The sequence below is a fragment of the Candidatus Pyrohabitans sp. genome, from assembly GCF_054014795.1.
In genome coordinates, this window is the sequence record NZ_JBPMGE010000098.1 from 1 (window position 1) to 18,569 (window position 18,569).

An 18,569-nucleotide genomic window follows, 5' to 3' on the forward strand; every position below is an offset into this window, starting at 1 on the left:
ATATCCCAACTCACTCCCACCGACGTCTAAATACACTCTCTATACAGGGTGACAGGTTAATTGCAGAAGCCAATCAAGTCTCAGAGAAAAAGCCAACCCACACTGATGAACCAGCTCTCAATCCAAGGCCCAATTAACTCCGCGGCTAATGTCGGCATGACAAGAATATAAAATTTTCGGTAACACAGGGGTTTGTGTGTTATCTGGAAATTATTTCGCCTCATGTTGACACCTCCTTCTCAGCCCATGCCATAAAATTTCTGAGGATGAATGGCTGGAGGCTCACACAGGTACAGGGTTGGTGCTTGTCTGCTGGAGCACGTGCTTGAGGTGGAGTTTGGAGTGAAGATGTCGCACAACAAGATTCATGTGGGTGAGGATAGAGGGTCGCAGTCTAGTTAACGGCTTCATGGCCCCCAACATCAAACACAGGAGAATATCAGAGGATTAAATACATAAGGACCGGAAAGATGTAAAGGGAAATGCTATCCTAGGTGCGTGTCGATAGTGCTGTGAATCAGTCGTGACTGGACGGGAAAGGTGGAATTACTAAGACTCTATCCTACTTTTTTATTATGTACGTGAACATATCAACTCTACTTATAATACCCCCACTCCCTCTTTGGCCCAAAGCTGCGGATTCCGTATTTTATAAGCTGTATTCTTAGGCGGAGGGCGTAGTCAGAGCTTATCTCGCCCCTCTTCTCCAGGTATTTTATAATCTCCATGCCCTCTTCCTCGGTGCTGCACCTGTTCAGAAAATCTATAACCCCGGGATTATAACCCTTAAACCTGTCCTCTGTGTTTTCGGCCTTTTCAACCTTTAGCCTGATAAAGTTGCTCTCCTCTATCTCCCTGGCCAAGTTGGGATACTTCTTCTTAAACTCCTTGTTGTACTCAATCATCGCACTACCACAACTTAACAGCAATTTATCTCTTCGTAATAGATTCTTCCAATTCCTCCCTGGGTGCGCGCATGCGCTGCCTCAAAAACCCTGCTATTAAATAAAGGAGAAATGCCACCACACCCATTGCGACCAGAGTTGCGATAAAAAACAACGCCGGCGGGAGGCCAAAAATCTTCTTAACCAGCCTGGCCTCAATACTCGTACTCCGCCCTGAGAAAACCTCCACTTCGGTCTCATAGGGCATGTAGCCTGCCTTCTCCAGCCTCACCCTGTAGCTCCCAGGCGGGAGGTAGACCTCAGCGTCTGTAACTCCAGCCAGGCGGTCATCGATGTAGATTTCAGCCCCTGGCGGTATCGAGCTCAGTGCAAGCAGACCTCTCTCTTCGGCTGCCTTCCTGTAAACCTCAAAAACAACCTCATCGCTGGCGGTGTCACTGCCGTCATTAACCACAGCGCGGAGCAGATAGCTTCCTGCCTCGAATGATGAGACGTTAAGCACATAGCTCCCCTCAGCTTCTCTCCCCTCATACAGGGTGGTTGCCTCTCCGCCGGAGACAAGCTCTACTCTCACTGTTAACGGGTCCCCATCTGCATCCCGGGCAAGCCACCTCACCTCAACCTCACCCGAAGCTTTTGCTCCCGCAGGCGGGGAAACAATCGTAACCTCCGGCGGGGTGTTCTCTTTCTCCTCCTCGCGCACCTCCTGCCTTTGCGGCACTTCCGCAACATCAACCCTCCAGGTCAGGGTAGCCTCCCCGCTCAGGGGGGCCGATACGATGCACTCCACCACACCCGGGCCCAGCTTGGATGTATAGGTGAACTCACCATCCCGCGAAACATCTATGCCGTTTAAGCGCCACAGGTAGCTCACCTTCACCCCGTCGGTATGTTCCGCCTCCACTGCAAATTGAACCTCTTCCCCCTGCTTTACTGTGAGCTTCTCAGAAGATGGCTGCCTGGAGAGTACCCTCAGCGCGCTCTCCACATTGCCCAGAAAAACCAGCGGCTCAGCCTTAGTGTAGCGAAGCACCTCCAGCCTGCGGAACCCCTGGCTGGTGCCGTAGGAGTAGCCCGGCTCATACCTCATCAGCACCAGCCGGGTTTCATAGTACTCATAATCCACACCCACAAGCTCATCCACACCATCACCATCAACATCCCCTGCGAGCCATGCTGAAAGAATCTGCGCATATCTCGCCTCACCTATCCTGTTCAGCTTTTCTGTCATGTCGCGGATGTAGGAGGTATCGTATAGAAAGAAGGCAAACCTCGTCTCCTGGGGCAGCGTCTCAAAGGCTATGAGCTCATCCACGCCATCGCCATTAACGTCACCCGTGAGCCAGGTCGTAATTCCGCCGTACCTGAGTATGTCCAGCTGGCGCAGCTTCTCAGTCGTCCCCCGGGAATATGCCGGGTCGTACACGTATGCGTAGATCTCAGTCCACGCAACCCCGGGCTGGATGAGGATGAGCTCGTCCACGCCATCGCCGTTAATATCGCCAGCAAGCCATTCGCCAGCTTCGCTGCCGTGGAACGCAATATCCAGGCGAAGCAGTTTATTTTCCTCCCTGTCGTAGCGGTAGATCTCAAGCGCAGTGCCCTGTGCCTTTCTCACCACCCTTATAATCTCATCCACCCCATCTCCATCCACATCACCGGAGAAGAAGCTCGCCGGGTATTGCAATTCAACCACTCCCCTCCTCTCCAGCCCGTAGGCGATGCCATGGGCATATCCGCTCTTATACTGGAAGAGGGACAACTCCATGCCAGTGGTTGTGTTAACCCCTATTACAACCTCATCCACGGGATAGGCGGGAAGCGCATGGAGAGATACAAGGCTCAGGAGAGATACCAGTGCTATTACGAACCAGCGCATGGTTAAAATAGACCCGGACGCATATATAAGGTTTGACAGGTGCAGCCCATAATTCAGTAGCAGCTGACGGTTAAACTTAAATATTTATTTGAATCATTTTTGATGACGTTGGTTTTAGTGCTGTGTCTTGGCACACCTGAGCAAGACCGGAGGTATCGACATGACCGAGAGTGAAACCCTCAAAGTTGAAGAGTACATAATAACAGAAGAGCCCTACTATGAGCCCGTGGGCAACGAGATTGAGATTTTTGAAGCTGCATATAAGAACAGGCTTCCTGTTATGCTTAAAGGCCCCACTGGCTGCGGAAAGACGCGCTTCATGCAGTACATGGCATGGAAGCTCAAGCGCCCCCTGATTACAGTGTCCTGTCACGACGACCTCACATCGAGCGACCTTGTGGGGCGCTACCTTGTTAAAGGCGGCGAGACAGAGTGGGTAGATGGACCGCTAACACGTGCTGTCAAGGTTGGGGCAATCTGCTACCTGGACGAGATTGTGGAGGCAAGAAAAGATACCACAGTGGTTATTCACCCCCTCACAGACGACAGGCGAATCCTGCCCATAGAAAAGCGGGGTGAGATAATAAAGGCCCCTGACGAGTTCCTTCTTGCCATCTCATACAACCCGGGTTATCAGAGCGTGCTCAAGGACCTGAAGCACTCCACCAAGCAGCGCTTCATAAGCCTGACCTTCGACTATCCGCCCAAGGAGCTGGAGAAGAAGATAGTGATGAAGGAGAGCGGCATCGATGAAGACACCGCCGAGGCGCTGGTAACGCTTGGTGAGAAGATACGCAACCTCAAGGATAAGGGTCTGGAGGAAGGCGCCGGTACGAGGCTGCTCATCTACACGGGTCAGCTGATAAAGGAAGGCGTTGAGCCTGTGAGGGCTGCGGAGATAGCGATGGCAAACCCGATTACCGACGACGCAGACATGCTGCGCGCAATTAGAGAGCTTATAACCACAGTGCTTTAGGGTAGCGAATATGGCGAGCTTTGAAGACGTACGGAGTAATCTGTTCAAGATTCTGGGGCAGACATCCTTCGGTGAAGACGTAATGGATGTACGCTTCACCGGCTTCCACTATGCACGGGGGCTGCAGAGCATAGATGAGGCAGTGCCAGCGCTGATGGAGCTGTCCAACGAGGTGCTGAGGGAGATTTACAGGCAAGGGGAGAAGCTGGCAAAACGCGACAAGGAGATGGCCTTCAACTTCTTCATGACAGCTCCGGATGCGGTAACCCACTTCAGCGTTGAGGACCTGAAGAAGTGGGTTGAGATGGGTTTGGAGCTCGCAGATGCATATGGCGTTGTGCCCGCGCGCAACTTCTTCAAGGGTATTACCAGAGAGACCATCGAGAAGATTCACTCCCATGGGCTTGAGTTTCCTGACGTCGCACGGGTGATGGAGATATACATCAATGCACTGAGTGGCGACCAGCTGGCGGTGCAGGAGGATGTCACCACCTACACAGACACGCGTGCAGTATTCCTTCCCCAGAAGGTGGAGGAATTTGAGAACAATGAACTGAATTTCAAGGTTTACAAGGTGATAGCGGCACACCGCTATGCGCAGAAGCGCTACCGCAGCCTCGAGCCGAACCTGACGCGAATAGAGGATGTTGTTAATGAGATTCAGCAGAAATACGGGCGCAGCATCTCCGACACCCGCGAGGGGCTGGAGAACTTTATATACCTCTTCCCGGAGGAGCAGCTCGCTCTGGACATATTCAGCATTGTGGAGAACGCCCGGGTGGAGAGAAACCTGCGCAGGGAGTTCAGAGGCATAGCCCGCGATATGGACATGATTCTGGAGCGTGAGTGGGGGCGCCGTCCAGACTTTTCCAAGCTTAGCGATAAGGAGGCGGTGCTCGAAGCGCTGATGCAGCTCCTTACCTACGGGAAACTCAGAGAGGGATTGAACCCCCGCCTTGAAAAGATAGCGCGCGGAGCTTACGAGATAGCACAGGAGATGCTCAGCAAGCCCCGCCCAACCGTCGAGGACAGCGCTGTCGCCACGTACAGAATTTACGAGCTGGTGGAGGAAGAGCTATTCGGCACACCCTACATGCGCTTTAAAGACCTCTACTTCAGGGGTGTGATAAAGCCAGAGCAGGTTACGGCGGCACTCAGAAAAACGCGAAAGGAGATGGCAGAGAAGCTGGAATCGCTGCTTGAGGACCTGGAGATAGATAAGCCTCCGGATATAGACAGCATGATCCAGCATGCCATGAATGAGGTGCCTGACCCCCTCGCCTATGGTGCACCTCTTGACTTTCTGTTCCGTGTGGGCCTGGAGATACCAGAGGACATACAGGAGGAGATTCTGAAGGAGATAGAAAAGATACTCGGTGAGCTGGGCGAGATCGATGCAAGCATGCTGATGAAGGTTCTGGACAGTGCAGGGCGCAAGATTAGAGCAAACATCCAGTCGAAGGTCACCGAGTTTCAGGTTGAGCTCACCGAGGAGGACATTAAGGACGCCTACCTCTATGATGAGTGGGACTTCAAGATGGGCCATTACCGTGCTGCCTGGTGTGCCCTCAAGGAGAAGCTAATGCACAAGGGCAGCGACAGGTTCGTGGAGAAGACGTTGCAGAAGCATGCGGGCCTAGTTTCTCTGATAAAGCGCCAGTTTGAGATGATGCGCCCGGACTACAAGCGGCTTTTCAAGCAGATATACGGTGAGGAGATTGACCTGGACGCCTTTGTTGAGGCCTTTGCCGACATTAAAGCTGGGGCGACGCCCAGCGATAAGCTGTACATTAAGGTGGACAAGAAGGAGCGCGACATCGCTGTGGCCTTCCTGGTGGACCTGAGCGGCTCTACCACGGGCTGGGTTATTGATACAGAGAAGGAGGCCCTCGTGCTGATGTGCGAGGCGCTTGAAATTCTCGACGATAAGTATGCGATATTCGGCTTCTCCGGCAAGACGCGCAAGCAGTGCGACTTCTACATTATAAAGCGCTTCGACGATGCTTATGACGACGATGTGAAGCAGCGTATCGCGGGCATGGATGCCTTCGACTACACGCGCATGGGTCCGCCGATACGCCATGTCACCAAAATCCTGGAGGAGACACCTGCGAAGATTAAGCTGCTAATAGTGCTCAGCGATGGCAAACCCGAGGATTTTGACGAGTATAAGGGTGACCACGGCATAGAGGATACAAAGAAAGCGCTCGTCGAGGCCAAGCGGAAGCATATTCGCCCCTTCTGCATCACCATAGACACAGAGGCAAGGGACTACCTGCAGCGCATGTTTGGTGAGGTGGGTTATATTATACTCGATGACGTTGCCAAGCTGCCCAGAAAGCTCCCTGAAATATACAGGAGGCTTACCACCTGAGTAGGGAGGCGATGCCATTGGAGGCGGACCAGGGGAAGCTTGCCCCGCGGGACCTGGAGGCGCTTCTGGAGAATGAGCGCTACATAGGTAAGGATGCAGTGCGCGGCAACATTCTCGCCGCCCTGGCGGTGGCTGAGACGCTCAAGACAACCCTGGGGCCCCGTGGCCTGGATAAGATGCTCATGGAAGAGGGAGGAGAGGTCGCAATTACACACAGCGGGGGCACAATACTTAAGCTCATGGAGCTTGTGCATCCCGCTGCGAAGATGATGCAGAGCCTGGGGTTGACCATGGGCGAACGCTACGGCGACGGTGCAACTAGCAGCGTGGTCTTCGCCGGAGAGCTGCTTAAGGGCGCCTTTTCGCTCATGGAGCTCGGCCTGCATCCGACGGTTATAATCAACGGCTATAAGCTTGCGATGGAAGAGACGCTGAAGGTAATGGATAAGCTCTCGCGAAAGGTCACCCCAGGGATAATAAAGGATGTGGGGATAACCATCTTTAAGGGCAGGCTCGGGGAAAGGGATGCCGAGTTCATGGCGCAGCTCGTGGCCTCTGCCCTAGACTTTGCAGGTGGAGAGAAGGACAATGTGTATGTGAACTACCGCCCGGGAGGCAGACTGCGCGACACCACTCTCTATGAAGGGGTGTACATCGACCTGGGAAAGCGTGTGCATCCTGCAATGCCAAAGCGCGTGCAGCATGCACGAATTCTGCTTATCGACAGAGAGTTCGATGTGCGCAAGGTTGATAATGCGAAGTATGAGATTAACGACCTGCGCAGGCTAAGGGAGTTTATGGAGTATAAGCGTAAGGTGCTCCGCGTTGCTGTGGAGATGGTCGCCCGCTCAGGTGCCAGCGTGGTGTTCTGCCAGAAGAATATCGCCGATGTGGCGATGTACTACCTTGCGATGAAGGGCATCCTCGGCGTGCGCGATGTTGAGCGCAAGGTTATACACCTCCTCGAGAAGGCCACAGGCGCTAGGGTGGTGAGCAACATAAAGGAGGTCTCACCTGGGGTGCTGGGCTACGCAGGATACGTAGAGGAGGACAAAATTGGCCTAGAAGAGATAATGTATGTGCGCAAGTGTAAGAACCCGGGTGTGGCTTCAATACTTATCCGGGGGGGCAATGAGAAGTTTGTTCTGGAGCTTAAGCGCCAGGTTGAGGACCTTATAGATGTTTTTGCGGCGCTGCGAGAGCATGGCAGAGTTGTACCAGGCGGGGGTGCGGTGGAAGGCGAGGCCGCAAAGAGGCTCCGCAGGTTTGCGCGCAGCGTGGAGAGCAAGGAGCAGCTCGCCATTGAAGCCTTTGCAGATGCCCTTGAGGAGCTTCCCCGCGCAATAGCGGCGAATGCGGGCATGGACGCCACCTATGCTGTGCTGAAGATACGCGAGTGGCATCACAGGGGCAAGCGCGGCTACGGCGTCGACGCCATGCGCCGCGGCATGGGCGACGCCTATGTTAAGGCGATTCTCGACTCCTACGAGGTTCGCAGGAATGCTCTGAACTCGGCGGTGGAGGTGGCGTGCTCAATCTTGAGGATAGACGATGTGCTGATAAAGGGCAAAAGGAAGAAAGAGCCCGAGAAGAAGCCAGAGACGGTGCAGCCACCTGAGTACATGCGCCAGGACGGCAGGATGGACCTGAGGTATGCCTTCAAGGGGTTGAGGTAGGCTGCCCGGGAGGACGTATTCCTAAAAGTTGATAAATTAATATCTGAGTTTAGAAAGGCGCTCTCAAGAGAAAAATTATAAATAATAAAGCGCATATATATTATTGTAAAGGATAATAGGGGGAGGTGTTTTATGACCTGGGAGATTAAGAAAATTTTAGTTCCGACGGATGGTTCTAAACTGGCAGAGCTGGCGATAAAGCCCGCGCTGGACATCGCACGCCACAAAAATGCCAAAATAATATCCCTCTGCGTACTTGCGGCGCCCTTTGAATCCTCCTGTTTCACTGGAACAGGTGCCGCTGAAGGGGCACAGATAATTGAAGATTTGAAGGTAGAAATAGCCAAAGAAAATGCGGAGCGCATTGTGAAAGAGGCCAAAAAAGCGGGGGTGGATGCAGAGGCGATGGTACTCTCGGGTTCACCCGCAGACGAGATACTGAAGGTGGCGGAAAAGGAGGATGTGGACCTCATAGTGATGGGCACCAAGGGCAAAACAGGCACCAAACGGCTTCTGGGCAGCGTGGCGGTATCTGTAATATCCCATGCTCCCTGCCCTGTATTAACTATCCGCAAAAAGGAGTACCGCCCACCCTTCTTCGAGCGGGCGCGGAGAATGTGACCAACCATCCCCTTTTTATTTTAAATGAAATGCTATTCCAACCCCAGCTTCCTGAGCTTCTCCCGGGTGGGCACGCCAGCGCTGCTCCAGCCCCGGAGTGAGTAGTACTCTTCCAGAATTTCAAGCTCAGCCACCATACCCTCAGAGGGTCCCCGGGGGATCGGCCGGGTTAGAAGCTTTTTTGGCAGGGTGTCGTCCCGCCCTGAAAACCCCTCGCGGAGGTTGAACATCCTTTCAAGGTTGAATATCCTCTCCCCGGCGAGGAGAAGCTCATCGCCGGTAAACTCTATTCCAGTGGCAAAGCTGAGAAGCTCTGCGTAGTCCTCCACGCTCAGCGCGCGGGCTGTAAATTTGCACAGTACAAGCGAGTCCAGCGCGGCATGGAAGTCCTGCATCTCCTTCACCAGTCTGGCTTTGCCCTCACTCCTGCGCCTGTCAGAGTGCTGGGTAAGTATCTCATCTATGTAGACAGGTGCACGCAGGTGACATGCACCGCGGTTGGAGGTGGCGTATGCGAGGGCAACGCCCTTCGCACCGCGCGGGTCATAACCCGGGAGCTCAAGCCCCTTAACGCTGATTGAATACTCCGGCAGAGCCCTTGCGCTACCCTCAGCAAGAGCATTGCCCTCGCCTTCCCGCAGCGCAATGTTTCTAAGCAGCGCGAATATCTTCTCTCCGTCACCCCATGCGGAGCCGCCCCGATGCTGCTGCGCTTCAAGGTAGGCTGCTATGGTTGTGCCCGCCGAGATGGTGTCCATGCCCAGGTCATTGCACAGCTCATTGAACCTCACCAGCCAGGGTAGCTCAGCCATGCCAACATTTGAGCCCAGGGCATAGAGGGTCTCATACTCAAGGCTCTGGGTTTTAAGTCCCTCTATCTCAACCACCTTTCCGCACCTTATGGAGCAGGAGTAGCATCCATAGGAGGAGGTAACATACCTTACTATTCTCTCGCCGGAGATGCTCTCAGCGCCCTCAAATATGCCCTCGCTGAAGTTTCGCGTAGGGAGCAGGCCCATATAGTTCACCTTGGCAAGGACATTCGGCGTACCATAGCGCTTCAACGTCTTTCCAGTCGTCGGGTGGGAGGCGAGTTTCCTGTAGCACTCCCTTGCCTTTAGCTTAAACTCGGCCGGGTTTGCGAGCTCTATACCCCTGCCCCCCTTCACCGCTATAGCCTTTAGGTTCTTTGAGCCCATCACAGCGCCAAGGCCACCTCTGCCGAAGGCCCTGTGCCCCTCGTGGATTATGCTTGCGAAGCGCACCAGACGCTCCCCCGCGACACCTATAGCAGCGACGCGGGAGCGCTCCCATCCCCGCCTCTGCCTGAGCATGAGCTCAGTCTCCCTCGTACCCCTGCCCAACAACAGGGAGGCGCTCTCAAACTCAACACCTGCATCTGAGATTCTGAGACAGAGTTTTCCCTCCGCCCTGCCCTTTATAACAATCGCCATGTAACCTGCCTTCCTGAGCTCATACCCCAGGTGGCCACCGCAGTGGGACTCCATGATTGTGCCCGTGAGAGGCGATTTGGAGGAGGCGCACATTCGCCCCGAGGAGGGCGCCGCCGTGCCGGTGAGGGGCCCGAGAGCAAAAATCAGGAGATTCTCAGGTGAGAGCGGGTCAATGTTCCTTGGCAGGTGTTCATACAGCAGTTTTGCGCCAAAGCCCTTGCCCCCTATGAACCTCCTGATATCTTCCTCCTTCACCTCTTCCTCCCGGAATCGCTCCCTGTCCAGGTCGACCCAGAGCAGACGCTGCATCACACCCACCTCAGGAGAAGGTATATCCCGGCTATCTCCCACACGGCGCCCAGGAGTAGAAGTGCTATCACCAACATGTAGCCCCTGAGTACCCTCACAAGTGCACGCCTCACCTCACCCCTTCTGACTATTTCAATCCCCAGGGCTGTACCCAGGGCTGAGGATACGCTGTACGCCCCGAACTCCAGAAGTACTGTGCCCGCAATCAGAACAAGGTGCTGCGGTGAGGCAATGTTATCATAAAATGCAAGCCCTATAAAGAAGGCCCTGGAGGAGCTTATGAGTGCCGGGAGAAAGAACAGCAAACCTGTTAGCGTGGTGCTTAAAAATGCGCCGTAGGTGAGGTTATATACGAAGGTTATGCCCATCGCCACTATAAGGCTGCCGTCATGCACATTCGCTACAATCATTTCCAGGGGCATAAAACCCCTGAGGGAGCCAAGGAACTCCTCCCTCATGGATACAGCCCAGGAGAAATGCAGTGCAACAGCCGCGTAGCCGGCGATGAGAAAGAAGACATGCACCCCCGCCATTGCAAGTACAATGCCCTTAATCTCTCCTACTGCTTTTATAGAGTCGCTCAGCCTCGCTATCATGGCCCCACCAGACTCTTCAGGAATTTCACCCTCTCTGCAACTACCCTGCCTCTGGCCCTGTCGCCATCGGTACACGCCGCACCTCTTATGCCAGCGATGTCTACGCCCGTCTTTTTTATCTCAGGCAGGTCTTCGGCGCTCAGGCTCCCTGCCAGGGCGCATATTAGTCCATGGGAGTGGGCCTCCTCCACAAAGCGCACAAGCTCCTCGAAGCTATAGTGGGCGAGCAACCCTCCGCTGCCTTTCAGGGCGGTGTCTATCATGACACCCGCTGCACCCGCTTTAGACGCTGCCTCAATCAGCGCAAAGGGTGAGATTGCCCCAATTTGCGCATGGTCAGCATATCCGGCGATGATAACCCTCGCGTCGAAGCCTTCCGCAGCCCTAACCAGCGCCGTGGAGAGGACAAGTGCCTGCTCGGGTGTGCTTATCCCGTAAAACCCTGCCTTTAGGTAGTCCACACCCAGCGAGGCGAGGCCGTACGCTGCCAGACTGGCGGTGCCGGGTTTGAAGCTCAGGTCCCCCAGAGTTGCACTGGTTTCGACCCCCCGGGGCACAACCTCCATAATCTCGCGTATGACCCAGGGGAAGCTTGCTCCCAGGGAACCCTCAGCAGGGTTTTTAACGTCGATTATATCAGCTCCACCCCTGACCGCCTCCTCCGCCTCAGCGGCATCAACCGGGCTGACAAGTAGCTTCATCGCCTTTGTACTTCTCGCTGACAAATAAAAAATTACCGGCGCAGGTATTAAATCCCTGCTCAGCATAAAGCTTTAATATGCAATGCCCGGGCTGCGGCAGAGAGATACTTGTGATGCGCTGGCACGAGGAGTATGGTGTCGTCTGCCTCAGGTGCAGAATTCGAGCCCGCGTCGCAGGCAAAGATGAGCAGGAGGCGTACAGAAATTTTGTCAAAGCCTACGAAAAGGGCGAGGTCGGGATTCCGGCGCATATCAGGGACGAACTCGCCAGGGAAGGTGTTGCGCTTGCGGAGCTTCCGCAGGTGCTGAGACGGATACTGGCAAAGAGCGGGGTGACGCTTGCAAGGTACAGACTTTTCAGAGAGGTTGAGTTTGCCTCCGGCAGCGAGGTTGAAACACTGAACATAGCGCCTGAGCTGAAAGCCTACCTCAGGGCGAGGGGTATAGAGAGGCTTTACCATTTCCAGGAGGAGGCGTTTGAGAAAATCCTCGCAGGGAAAAACCTGGTGATTTGCGCGCCCACGGCAAGCGGCAAGACAGAAGCCTTCACCCTGCCAGTGGTTCAGGGCATAATTCGCTCGGGCACGGGCACAACAAGGGCGCTTTTCATCTACCCCACAAAGGCTCTTGCCAGAGACCAGCTCTCAAAGTTCAAGGAGATTGAGGCAGCCACAGGCGTGCGCTTTGCGGTGCTCGACGGCGATACGCCCAGGGAAGAGAGGGAGAAGATCTACGCCTCGCCGCCAGAGGTGCTTATAACCAACCCTGACATGCTCCACATCCACCTCATGCTGCCCTGGAGCGAGTTTCGCGGGCTTCTCCACAATGTGCGCTACGTGGTGCTTGACGAGATTCACGAGTATACAGGTGCCTTTGGAACGAGTATCCACTTTATACTGAGAAGGCTGCGGAGGTTTGCAGACTTTCAGCTTATAGCTGCGAGTGCAACCATCTCAAATCCGCAGGAGTTCGCCTCCCAGCTCTTCGGGTGCAGCGCTGAGCTTGTGTCAGAGGAGGGACGCAGGGGCAGGCTGCACTTTGCCATGCTCTATCCAGAGCAGGTAAGTGAGACCTCTCTGATAGTTGAGATAATGCGGGAGCTTTATCGTGAGGGCCTTAAGACCCTGGTTTTTGCAAACACCCACAGGAATGCAGAAGTGCTCCTCAGGGTGGCGAGGAGGCAGAAGCTCAAAGCTGAGATACACCGTGCGGGTTTGACGAAGAGGCACCGCCTGCAGGTGGAGCGTGCCTTCAGGAACGGCAAACTCCGCTGCATCATCGCGACCCCTACACTGGAGCTGGGAATAGACATAGGCGACCTAGATGCGGTGGTTACGATGCTCACCAGCTTTACGCGGGTGCTTCAGCGCATTGGCAGAGCGGGGCGAAAGGGGCAGGAGAGCCTTGCTCTGCTTGTGCTTCGCAGCAATGACCCCATAAGCTCCTACTATCTGGAGCATCCAGACGACTACTTTGACGACATAGCGCCAGGCTACGTGGAGCCGGGCAATGAGGTTGTTGCAAGGCACCACCTTCTCGCGGCTGCCCTCGACATACCCCTGCGCAGGGATGAGTTCCCGGAGTTTGAGGGGTTAATCCAGGAGCTTGTGGGGGAGGGACTGCTGGTGGAGAGGCGGAGCAGGCTGTACCCCGACTACCCGAGGGTGCGGAAGGCTCTGGCAGGGTTCAATATCCGCGGTGCTGGCGAGGAGGTGGTTATCCGCGAAGGTAAGCGCAGGATAGGTAGGAGGAGCATGCCAATGGCGGCGCGGGAGCTCTTTCCGGGGGCGATTTATCTGCACGGAGGGAAGGCTTATACAAGCAGGAGTTTTCAATTCTCCTCCGGCAGGGGCATGGCTGTTGTGGAGCGGCGGCGCGGTGGGGAGAACATAAAGACAGAGGCCCTGCGCTTCTCTGTGCCGGAGATTGTAGAGGTCGTCGCGAGGCGCCGCGCTCTGGGGGCAGAGCTTGTGTATGCGAAGCTGCGCATAACCGAGGTGGTGCACGGCTACCTGGTCAGGGATATATACACAAACAAAAGGCTGGAGGAGGTTTCACTTGCCCAGCCCATAGAGTACACCTTCACCACCTATGGCATAGCCTTCCGTGCACCTTCACCTGAGGTGCCGGAGAGCGGCACCCTCAGCTATGAGGAGCTTCTTGCAGGGAGCTTCCATGCACTGGAGCATGTGCTCATAGAGGGGAACAACATGCTCCTGGGCGGCGGGGCGGGAGAGCTGGGGGGCATCGCCATGGGGACCTCAGGGGTGATATTCATCTACGACGGCTCTCCGGGAGGTAATGGTCTGGCAAAGCTCATGTACAACCGCTTTGAGGGGGGCGTGGAACGCGCCAGGGAGATTTTAAGGCTGTGCAGGTGCAAGCGCGATGACGGCTGCCCCAGGTGCACCTACTCCTACCAGTGCGGTAACAACAACCGGCCGCTGTTTAAAGCAGGAGCCCTGGGATGCGCAGAGGCCCTGCTCAGCGGGAAGGCGCAGGCTATAGGCGAGTACGAGGGTGAGAGGCCGTACGTGTAACGCAAGATTTTTTAACCAGGGTTTACATGTACTGATATGGAGGAGATAGTGCTCAGGCTGAACAGGAGGGCGCTACAGAAGCTCTTTGCTGTTGCCCTCTTCTTTGGTGTTGTTATGGGTCTCTTTTTGATACCAGACAGCACAATAGAACTTGCAGGTGTTATCCTGCTCATTCTCCTGAGCATGTCTCTGGGTATAATGCTTGAGAAGATAAAGGTGGTGAAATGAAGTTGATATACGCTGGCAAAGCTAAGAGTCTGTATGAACTGGATGGAGAGCGCGCGCTCATGGAGTTCCGTGACGACCTCACCGCTGGCGACGGTGCCAAGAAGGCGAAGGCGAGCGGTAAGGGGGCGCTCAACGCTGAGATATCGGCAAGGTTCATGGAACTCCTGAAGGAGAAGGGAATACCAACCCATTTCCTGGGCTATGAGGCGCCGAATAAGCACGTGGTGAAGCGGGTCCAGATAATACCGCTGGAGGTTATTGTGCGCAACATAGCCACAGGCAGTCTGTTGAGGCGCTACCCCTTCAAGGAGGGTGCGGAGTTGACACCGCCCATAGTTGAGTTCTGTCTGAAGAACGACGAGTACCATGACCCAATGGTGAATGAGGACATAGCCCTCGCTCTGGGTGCTGTCAGCTCGAGGCAGGAGCTCGCCAGGATGCGTGAAATTGCGCTGAAGGTGAATGAAATCCTGCGCGAATTTCTGCTGGAGAAGGGGATTATACTTGTGGACTTCAAGCTGGAATTTGGCTACGATGCCGGGGGCAATCTCCTCGTTGCGGATGAGATATCCCCTGACACCTGCCGCTTCTGGGATGCCAGGACAAGGGAGATCATGGACAAAGACCGCTTCAGGCGCGACCTCGGTGATGTACTCAAGTACTACGAGGAGATAAAGAAGAGAATCTCATAAAATAAATCGAAAAAAGAAGCCGGATTTGAGGTCAAGCGGTTATACCTTGAGGCACGCCTCAAAGACTTGCCCTTTTTAGGGGGCAATACTTTTTGGCATTGCCCTTCAGGTTTACAGCTCAGCGAACAGGTAGCTGTCCCGCACCTTCACTCTCGACCCGGGTTTCCCCGAGGGAGAGTGTTGGGCAAGGACGAGCGCCCTGCTGAACTGCCCGCTTGATTTCCTCTCCGGTGAGATAAGATATTGTATTAGTGCCATAAATAGTTTTCGGTGGGTGTCTATTACCCAAGGTAATCTACCCTGACGTCAATAGGAGAAACTGTTCTCCCTCTTCCTCTTTTACCTTTTTGAAAAAATCACAACCCATGCAGCTGAGTTTCTTCTCTGCAAAGGTTCCCTGCACCTTGCCCTCACAGAAGGTGCCACTCACCGCCCAGCAAATTCTGCCTCCATTTTTTCCACCATTTAGTCCATCTGCGTCCTGTGCCATTGCTGCAGGACACATGCCGAGTTCATCCACCTTTGCTCCCCCCGGCTGCCTGCCACAGTTCTTAAATTCCCAGCAATTCAGTTTTGCCATTTTATACCTCCTCCTTTTTATTTTTCACCTTGTACAATTGAATTCCTGCAAGAATAAGTTTTATTTTTCATAACATGAATCTCCAATCGAAAAACGGCCCAGTTATATAACCCTCTCAACCCCACTTTTTTAAAATTTCAGATGTTACTAAAAGTTGGAACATAGTAGTAATAGCCCCAAAAAAGTGATTGCTCACCGGAATCTCACTACTCACAAAGGTCAGAAATATGAAATTAAATGTCATCCTGATAGCTCATACATTACAATTTGTGCTTAGTACTGGGGAGAGGTAGTGGGATTTCCAGATGGGCAGTTGCTTTTTTGGGGAGTTAAAAGGAGGATGTTACCATGGGTAAGATTGACTTGGGCACCACCAAGTATGTTATTCATGCAAGAATTGAAACGAATGGAGTTGTTGAAAAGCCTGACGTTGTCGGGGCAATCTTTGGGCAGACCGAAGGCCTGCTCGGAAATGACCTTGATTTAAGGGAACTCCAGAAGACAGGCAGGATAGGCAGAATAGAGGTTGAGATAGAGACAAAGGGCGGAAGGGCCCGGGGCACTGTTAAGGTACCTTCAAGCCTCGATAAGATTGAAACAGCTATTCTTGCGGCTGCGCTCGAAACCATAGATCGTGTTGGTCCCTGTGAGGCCAGGCTTATTGTTGACAGCATAGAGGACGTCCGGGTTAGCAAGCGCCGTCAGGTGATTGACCGCGCCAAGGAAATCCTGACCACCATGGTGGAGGAGATAACACCGGACAGCGTTGAGATAACCGAAGAGGTCAAAGAGGCAATACGGCTCAGGGAAATCCAGGAGTATGGTCGTGAGAAGCTGCCCGCAGGTCCGAATATCGATGACAGCGATGCAATAATAGTCGTGGAAGGCAGAGCAGATGTGCTGCTCCTCCTCAAGTATGGCATTAAGAATGCAATTGCAGTCGAGGGTACGAGCATTCCAAAGACCATCAACGAACTGAGCAGGAAGAAGACAGTCACCGCCTTCGTGGACGGCGACCGCGGAGGAGAGCTTATACTCCGCGAGCTGCTTCAGGTTGCCGAGGTGGACTTCGTAGCCCGTGCACCCGACGGCAAGGAAGTGGAGGACCTGACGAAGAAGGAGATATTCAAGGCTCTGCGAAATAAGGTGCCCGCGGAGCAGGTGATGGACTACCTCTCAATAAAGAAGAAGGAGGAGCCCAAACCCTTTGCGAACCGCAGGGCGCCGAAGCAGAAGAAAAAGGAGGCAAAACCGGCACCCAAGCCCTCACCCAAACCGGTGGAGAAGAACGGCAGGCTGGAGGCCTTCAGGAAGTTCTTCACAGACCTCTCAGGCACCCTCAAGGCCTACCTTCTCGACCAGGACTCCAAGATAATAAAGGAAGTGGCTGTCAGGGACCTTGCCATGGCGCTAAAGAACTCCAAGGACGTGGTTTCTGTAGTAATCTTCGATGGTGTTATAACCCAGCGCCTGGTTGAGATAGCCGCCGAGAAGGAAGTGGAGTACCTTATTGGAGCCAAGGTGGGCAATCTGACCAAGAAGCCGGCCAAGCTGCGCCTGCTCACTGCAGGTGACCTGGGTATAACGTAGCTCATCTCAGATTGGGACCGTCAGCGGTGGGGCTCTCTACCCCACCAGTAAACTTTTTATTCTCTAACGTTAAGCATACTTGCGTGGTGAGATGTACAAGGATGAGTTGATTTATCTCCATCAGCTGTTTATATATTTGATGAAATTCCTGGTGGACAACGGGGTGTCGAAGGAGTACTTTATTGAGTATACTGAGCTGGGTATAAGCCCGCACCACATACACCGAACAAAAGCTGAGCACAAATATGCTGTTTTTTTGCTTGCTTCTGAAATTTCAGGGGTGCTTGCGGAAAATAATGAGATTATTCCAAGAGGCATAGCTAAAAGGCTTAAAGAAATCGCAGATAGAGCAAGAGAGGAAATAAAATAAGCCTATTTTTATTTAAAGCAACAAAAATAAAAGTGGTGAAGCCCGAATATTTCGGGCGTTTACACACAGCCTGTTGGCTTGGGCAGACCCGCGATCTTGCATGCCTGTTTCGCAGGCCCGTTGGGGAACAGCTTGTAAACGTACTTGAGGTTGCCTTTCTCGGGACCGAGCTTCTTTCCGACCTCTTTTACTAGGATTCTAATCATGGGAGCTATCTGGTACTGCTCATAGTACTCCCTGAGGAAGTTCACAATTTCCCAGTGCTCATCAGTAAGCTCGATGCCCTCCTGCTTAGCAAAGGCTTCAGCGACTTCCTTGTTCCACTGGGTCGGGTCCTTGAGAAATCCGTCCTCGTCCAGCTCCAATTCCTTATCTCCCACTTTCAATGTCTTTGCCATCATTACCACCAGTTAAAACTCGCTTCAATCATATTTAAACTTTTCGACTCCCCTTTCTAATATGTCGAAAGCGGTGCTAAAGCACGCCCTTTGTACTGGGCACACCCCTGCCGCGTCTTTCAAGAGCCATACTCAGAGCCAGGCCTAGCGCCTTGAAAAGTGCCTCTGCCTTGTGGTGCTCGTTCTTGCCCTCCAGCAGCCTGGTATGGAGGTTGATTCTGAATTTGCTGGCAAAGCTCTCGAGAAAGTGGCCTATAAGCTCTGTGCTCAGCCCCTCGACGCGCTTGTACCTGAATTTTATGCCGTTGGAGCAGTAGCTCCTACCGCCTATATCCACGGCGCACAGCACCAGTACATCGTCCATGGGTACTATTGCGTGCCCGAAGCGTCTTATTCCATGCTTATCCCCCAGCGCTTCTCTAAATGCCTGTCCGAGCACCAGGGCAACATCCTCGGCGATATGGTGCTCGTGGTCGCCCTCTGCTTGTAACTTCAGGTCAAACCTGCCGTGCTTTGCAAAGCTTGCGAGCAGGTGGTCGAGGAAGGGCAGTGTGGTGGATATCTCGTACTCACCGCTGCCGTCGATTTTTAGGTCCACCGCTATGTCCGTCTCCTTGGTGCGCCTTTTTACCTGAGCCTGCATAGGTAGCGTTTATCCCCGCGGCTAATAAGGGTTTCGC

18 protein-coding genes are annotated in these 18,569 nt (G+C 53.8%); 10 read left to right on the top strand and 8 right to left on the bottom strand.

The window, feature by feature from the left end:
* The first annotated feature begins 270 nt into the window (after nt 1–270).
* On the top strand, nt 271–402 hold the full coding sequence (locus ACXJJW_RS10635) for a hypothetical protein (protein WP_456475725.1): 132 nt from the start codon (nt 271–273) through the stop codon (nt 400–402).
* A gap of 194 nt (nt 403–596) precedes the next feature.
* On the opposite strand, the gene ACXJJW_RS10640 is transcribed toward ACXJJW_RS10635, so the two are convergent.
* Together ACXJJW_RS10640 and ACXJJW_RS10645 are read right to left on the bottom strand one after the other, a co-directional pair.
* Nucleotides 597–905 carry a DUF2095 family protein gene (locus tag ACXJJW_RS10640; protein ID WP_456475726.1) on the bottom strand — a complete coding sequence of 103 codons (309 nt, stop codon included), beginning with the start codon at nt 903–905 and terminating at the stop codon, nt 597–599.
* Nucleotides 906–930: 25 nt separating this feature from the next.
* On the bottom strand, nt 931–2,784 hold the full coding sequence (locus ACXJJW_RS10645; protein ID WP_456475727.1) for a PEGA domain-containing protein: 1,854 nt from the start codon (nt 2,782–2,784) through the stop codon (nt 931–933).
* A gap of 160 nt (nt 2,785–2,944) precedes the next feature.
* Here ACXJJW_RS10645 and ACXJJW_RS10650 point away from each other — a divergent pair, with 160 nt between their 5' ends.
* From ACXJJW_RS10650 to ACXJJW_RS10665, 4 genes are all read left to right on the top strand, one after another.
* Entirely contained in the window at nt 2,945–3,760 is an 816-nt protein-coding gene (locus ACXJJW_RS10650) for a CbbQ/NirQ/NorQ/GpvN family protein (RefSeq protein ID WP_456475728.1), read from the top strand.
* A 10-nt stretch (nt 3,761–3,770) separates the two neighbouring features.
* Nucleotides 3,771–6,134, top strand: coding sequence for a nitric oxide reductase activation protein NorD (locus ACXJJW_RS10655; protein ID WP_456475729.1), 2,364 nt, complete (start codon nt 3,771–3,773; stop codon nt 6,132–6,134).
* Nucleotides 6,135–6,151: 17 nt separating this feature from the next.
* Entirely contained in the window at nt 6,152–7,810 is a 1,659-nt protein-coding gene (gene thsA / locus ACXJJW_RS10660; RefSeq protein WP_456475730.1) for a thermosome subunit alpha, read from the top strand.
* Nucleotides 7,811–7,942: 132 nt separating this feature from the next.
* On the top strand, nt 7,943–8,431 hold the full coding sequence (locus ACXJJW_RS10665) for a universal stress protein (RefSeq protein WP_456475731.1): 489 nt from the start codon (nt 7,943–7,945) through the stop codon (nt 8,429–8,431).
* A 32-nt stretch (nt 8,432–8,463) separates the two neighbouring features.
* On the opposite strand, the gene ACXJJW_RS10670 is transcribed toward ACXJJW_RS10665, so the two are convergent.
* From ACXJJW_RS10670 to ACXJJW_RS10680, 3 genes are read right to left on the bottom strand one after another with little or no spacing between them, the layout of a single operon-like run.
* The gene (locus ACXJJW_RS10670) at nt 8,464–10,194 is read right to left on the bottom strand and encodes an aldehyde ferredoxin oxidoreductase family protein (RefSeq protein ID WP_456475732.1); all 1,731 of its coding nucleotides are present in this window, start codon (nt 10,192–10,194) and stop codon (nt 8,464–8,466) included.
* Entirely contained in the window at nt 10,194–10,790 is a 597-nt protein-coding gene (locus tag ACXJJW_RS10675) for a hypothetical protein (RefSeq protein ID WP_456475733.1), read from the bottom strand. Before ACXJJW_RS10675 ends, ACXJJW_RS10670 begins: the two co-directional genes overlap by 1 nt.
* Complete coding sequence (locus ACXJJW_RS10680; protein ID WP_456475756.1) at nt 10,787–11,491, bottom strand: (5-formylfuran-3-yl)methyl phosphate synthase; 705 nt, start codon at nt 11,489–11,491, stop codon at nt 10,787–10,789. The genes ACXJJW_RS10675 and ACXJJW_RS10680 overlap by 4 nt, the downstream gene beginning before the upstream one ends.
* Before the next feature lie 77 nt (nt 11,492–11,568).
* Between ACXJJW_RS10680 and ACXJJW_RS10685 the strand changes: the two genes are divergently transcribed.
* The 3 genes from ACXJJW_RS10685 to purC are packed head-to-tail and all read left to right on the top strand — an operon-like array spanning nt 11,569 to nt 14,951.
* Nucleotides 11,569–14,031, top strand: coding sequence for a DEAD/DEAH box helicase (locus tag ACXJJW_RS10685; RefSeq protein ID WP_456475734.1), 2,463 nt, complete (start codon nt 11,569–11,571; stop codon nt 14,029–14,031).
* A 36-nt stretch (nt 14,032–14,067) separates the two neighbouring features.
* On the top strand, nt 14,068–14,259 hold the full coding sequence (locus ACXJJW_RS10690) for a hypothetical protein (RefSeq protein WP_456475735.1): 192 nt from the start codon (nt 14,068–14,070) through the stop codon (nt 14,257–14,259).
* A complete protein-coding gene (purC, locus tag ACXJJW_RS10695; RefSeq protein ID WP_456475736.1) occupies nt 14,256–14,951 on the top strand; it encodes a phosphoribosylaminoimidazolesuccinocarboxamide synthase in 696 nt (231 codons plus the stop codon). The genes ACXJJW_RS10690 and purC overlap by 4 nt, the downstream gene beginning before the upstream one ends.
* A gap of 295 nt (nt 14,952–15,246) precedes the next feature.
* On the opposite strand, the gene ACXJJW_RS10700 is transcribed toward purC, so the two are convergent.
* A complete protein-coding gene (locus tag ACXJJW_RS10700; RefSeq protein WP_456475737.1) occupies nt 15,247–15,531 on the bottom strand; it encodes a two-CW domain-containing protein in 285 nt (94 codons plus the stop codon).
* Between the two features lie 348 nt (nt 15,532–15,879).
* Between ACXJJW_RS10700 and dnaG the strand changes: the two genes are divergently transcribed.
* The gene (gene dnaG / locus ACXJJW_RS10705) at nt 15,880–17,121 is read left to right on the top strand and encodes a DNA primase DnaG (RefSeq protein ID WP_456475738.1); all 1,242 of its coding nucleotides are present in this window, start codon (nt 15,880–15,882) and stop codon (nt 17,119–17,121) included.
* Nucleotides 17,122–17,212: 91 nt separating this feature from the next.
* Nucleotides 17,213–17,491, top strand: a complete 279-nt coding sequence (locus ACXJJW_RS10710; protein WP_456475739.1) for a UPF0058 family protein — start codon at nt 17,213–17,215, stop codon at nt 17,489–17,491.
* 59 nt (nt 17,492–17,550) lie between these two features.
* Here ACXJJW_RS10710 and ACXJJW_RS10715 read toward each other — a convergent pair whose 3' ends face one another.
* Complete coding sequence (locus ACXJJW_RS10715) at nt 17,551–17,889, bottom strand: TusE/DsrC/DsvC family sulfur relay protein (protein WP_456475757.1); 339 nt, start codon at nt 17,887–17,889, stop codon at nt 17,551–17,553.
* A gap of 76 nt (nt 17,890–17,965) precedes the next feature.
* Nucleotides 17,966–18,532: an imidazoleglycerol-phosphate dehydratase HisB gene (gene hisB, locus ACXJJW_RS10720; protein WP_456475740.1), complete on the bottom strand. Its 567-nt coding sequence runs from the start codon at nt 18,530–18,532 to the stop codon at nt 17,966–17,968.
* Nucleotides 18,533–18,569 lie beyond the last annotated feature (37 nt).

Coding starts and splice junctions, on each gene's coding strand:
- ACXJJW_RS10680 (WP_456475756.1), bottom strand. CDS start 11,491: ATGAAGCTACTTGTCAGCCCGGTTGATGCCGCTGAGGCGGAGGAGGCG.
- ACXJJW_RS10715 (WP_456475757.1), bottom strand. CDS start 17,889: ATGGCAAAGACATTGAAAGTGGGAGATAAGGAATTGGAGCTGGACGAG.
- ACXJJW_RS10670 (WP_456475732.1), bottom strand. CDS start 10,194: ATGCAGCGTCTGCTCTGGGTCGACCTGGACAGGGAGCGATTCCGGGAG.
- ACXJJW_RS10685 (WP_456475734.1), top strand. CDS start 11,569: ATGCAATGCCCGGGCTGCGGCAGAGAGATACTTGTGATGCGCTGGCAC.
- ACXJJW_RS10665 (WP_456475731.1), top strand. CDS start 7,943: ATGACCTGGGAGATTAAGAAAATTTTAGTTCCGACGGATGGTTCTAAA.
- ACXJJW_RS10655 (WP_456475729.1), top strand. CDS start 3,771: ATGGCGAGCTTTGAAGACGTACGGAGTAATCTGTTCAAGATTCTGGGG.
- ACXJJW_RS10675 (WP_456475733.1), bottom strand. CDS start 10,790: ATGATAGCGAGGCTGAGCGACTCTATAAAAGCAGTAGGAGAGATTAAG.
- ACXJJW_RS10710 (WP_456475739.1), top strand. CDS start 17,213: ATGTACAAGGATGAGTTGATTTATCTCCATCAGCTGTTTATATATTTG.
- ACXJJW_RS10635 (WP_456475725.1), top strand. CDS start 271: ATGGCTGGAGGCTCACACAGGTACAGGGTTGGTGCTTGTCTGCTGGAG.
- ACXJJW_RS10700 (WP_456475737.1), bottom strand. CDS start 15,531: ATGGCAAAACTGAATTGCTGGGAATTTAAGAACTGTGGCAGGCAGCCG.
- ACXJJW_RS10650 (WP_456475728.1), top strand. CDS start 2,945: ATGACCGAGAGTGAAACCCTCAAAGTTGAAGAGTACATAATAACAGAA.
- dnaG (WP_456475738.1), top strand. CDS start 15,880: ATGGGTAAGATTGACTTGGGCACCACCAAGTATGTTATTCATGCAAGA.
- ACXJJW_RS10640 (WP_456475726.1), bottom strand. CDS start 905: ATGATTGAGTACAACAAGGAGTTTAAGAAGAAGTATCCCAACTTGGCC.
- ACXJJW_RS10690 (WP_456475735.1), top strand. CDS start 14,068: ATGGAGGAGATAGTGCTCAGGCTGAACAGGAGGGCGCTACAGAAGCTC.
- hisB (WP_456475740.1), bottom strand. CDS start 18,532: ATGCAGGCTCAGGTAAAAAGGCGCACCAAGGAGACGGACATAGCGGTG.
- purC (WP_456475736.1), top strand. CDS start 14,256: ATGAAGTTGATATACGCTGGCAAAGCTAAGAGTCTGTATGAACTGGAT.
- ACXJJW_RS10645 (WP_456475727.1), bottom strand. CDS start 2,784: ATGCGCTGGTTCGTAATAGCACTGGTATCTCTCCTGAGCCTTGTATCT.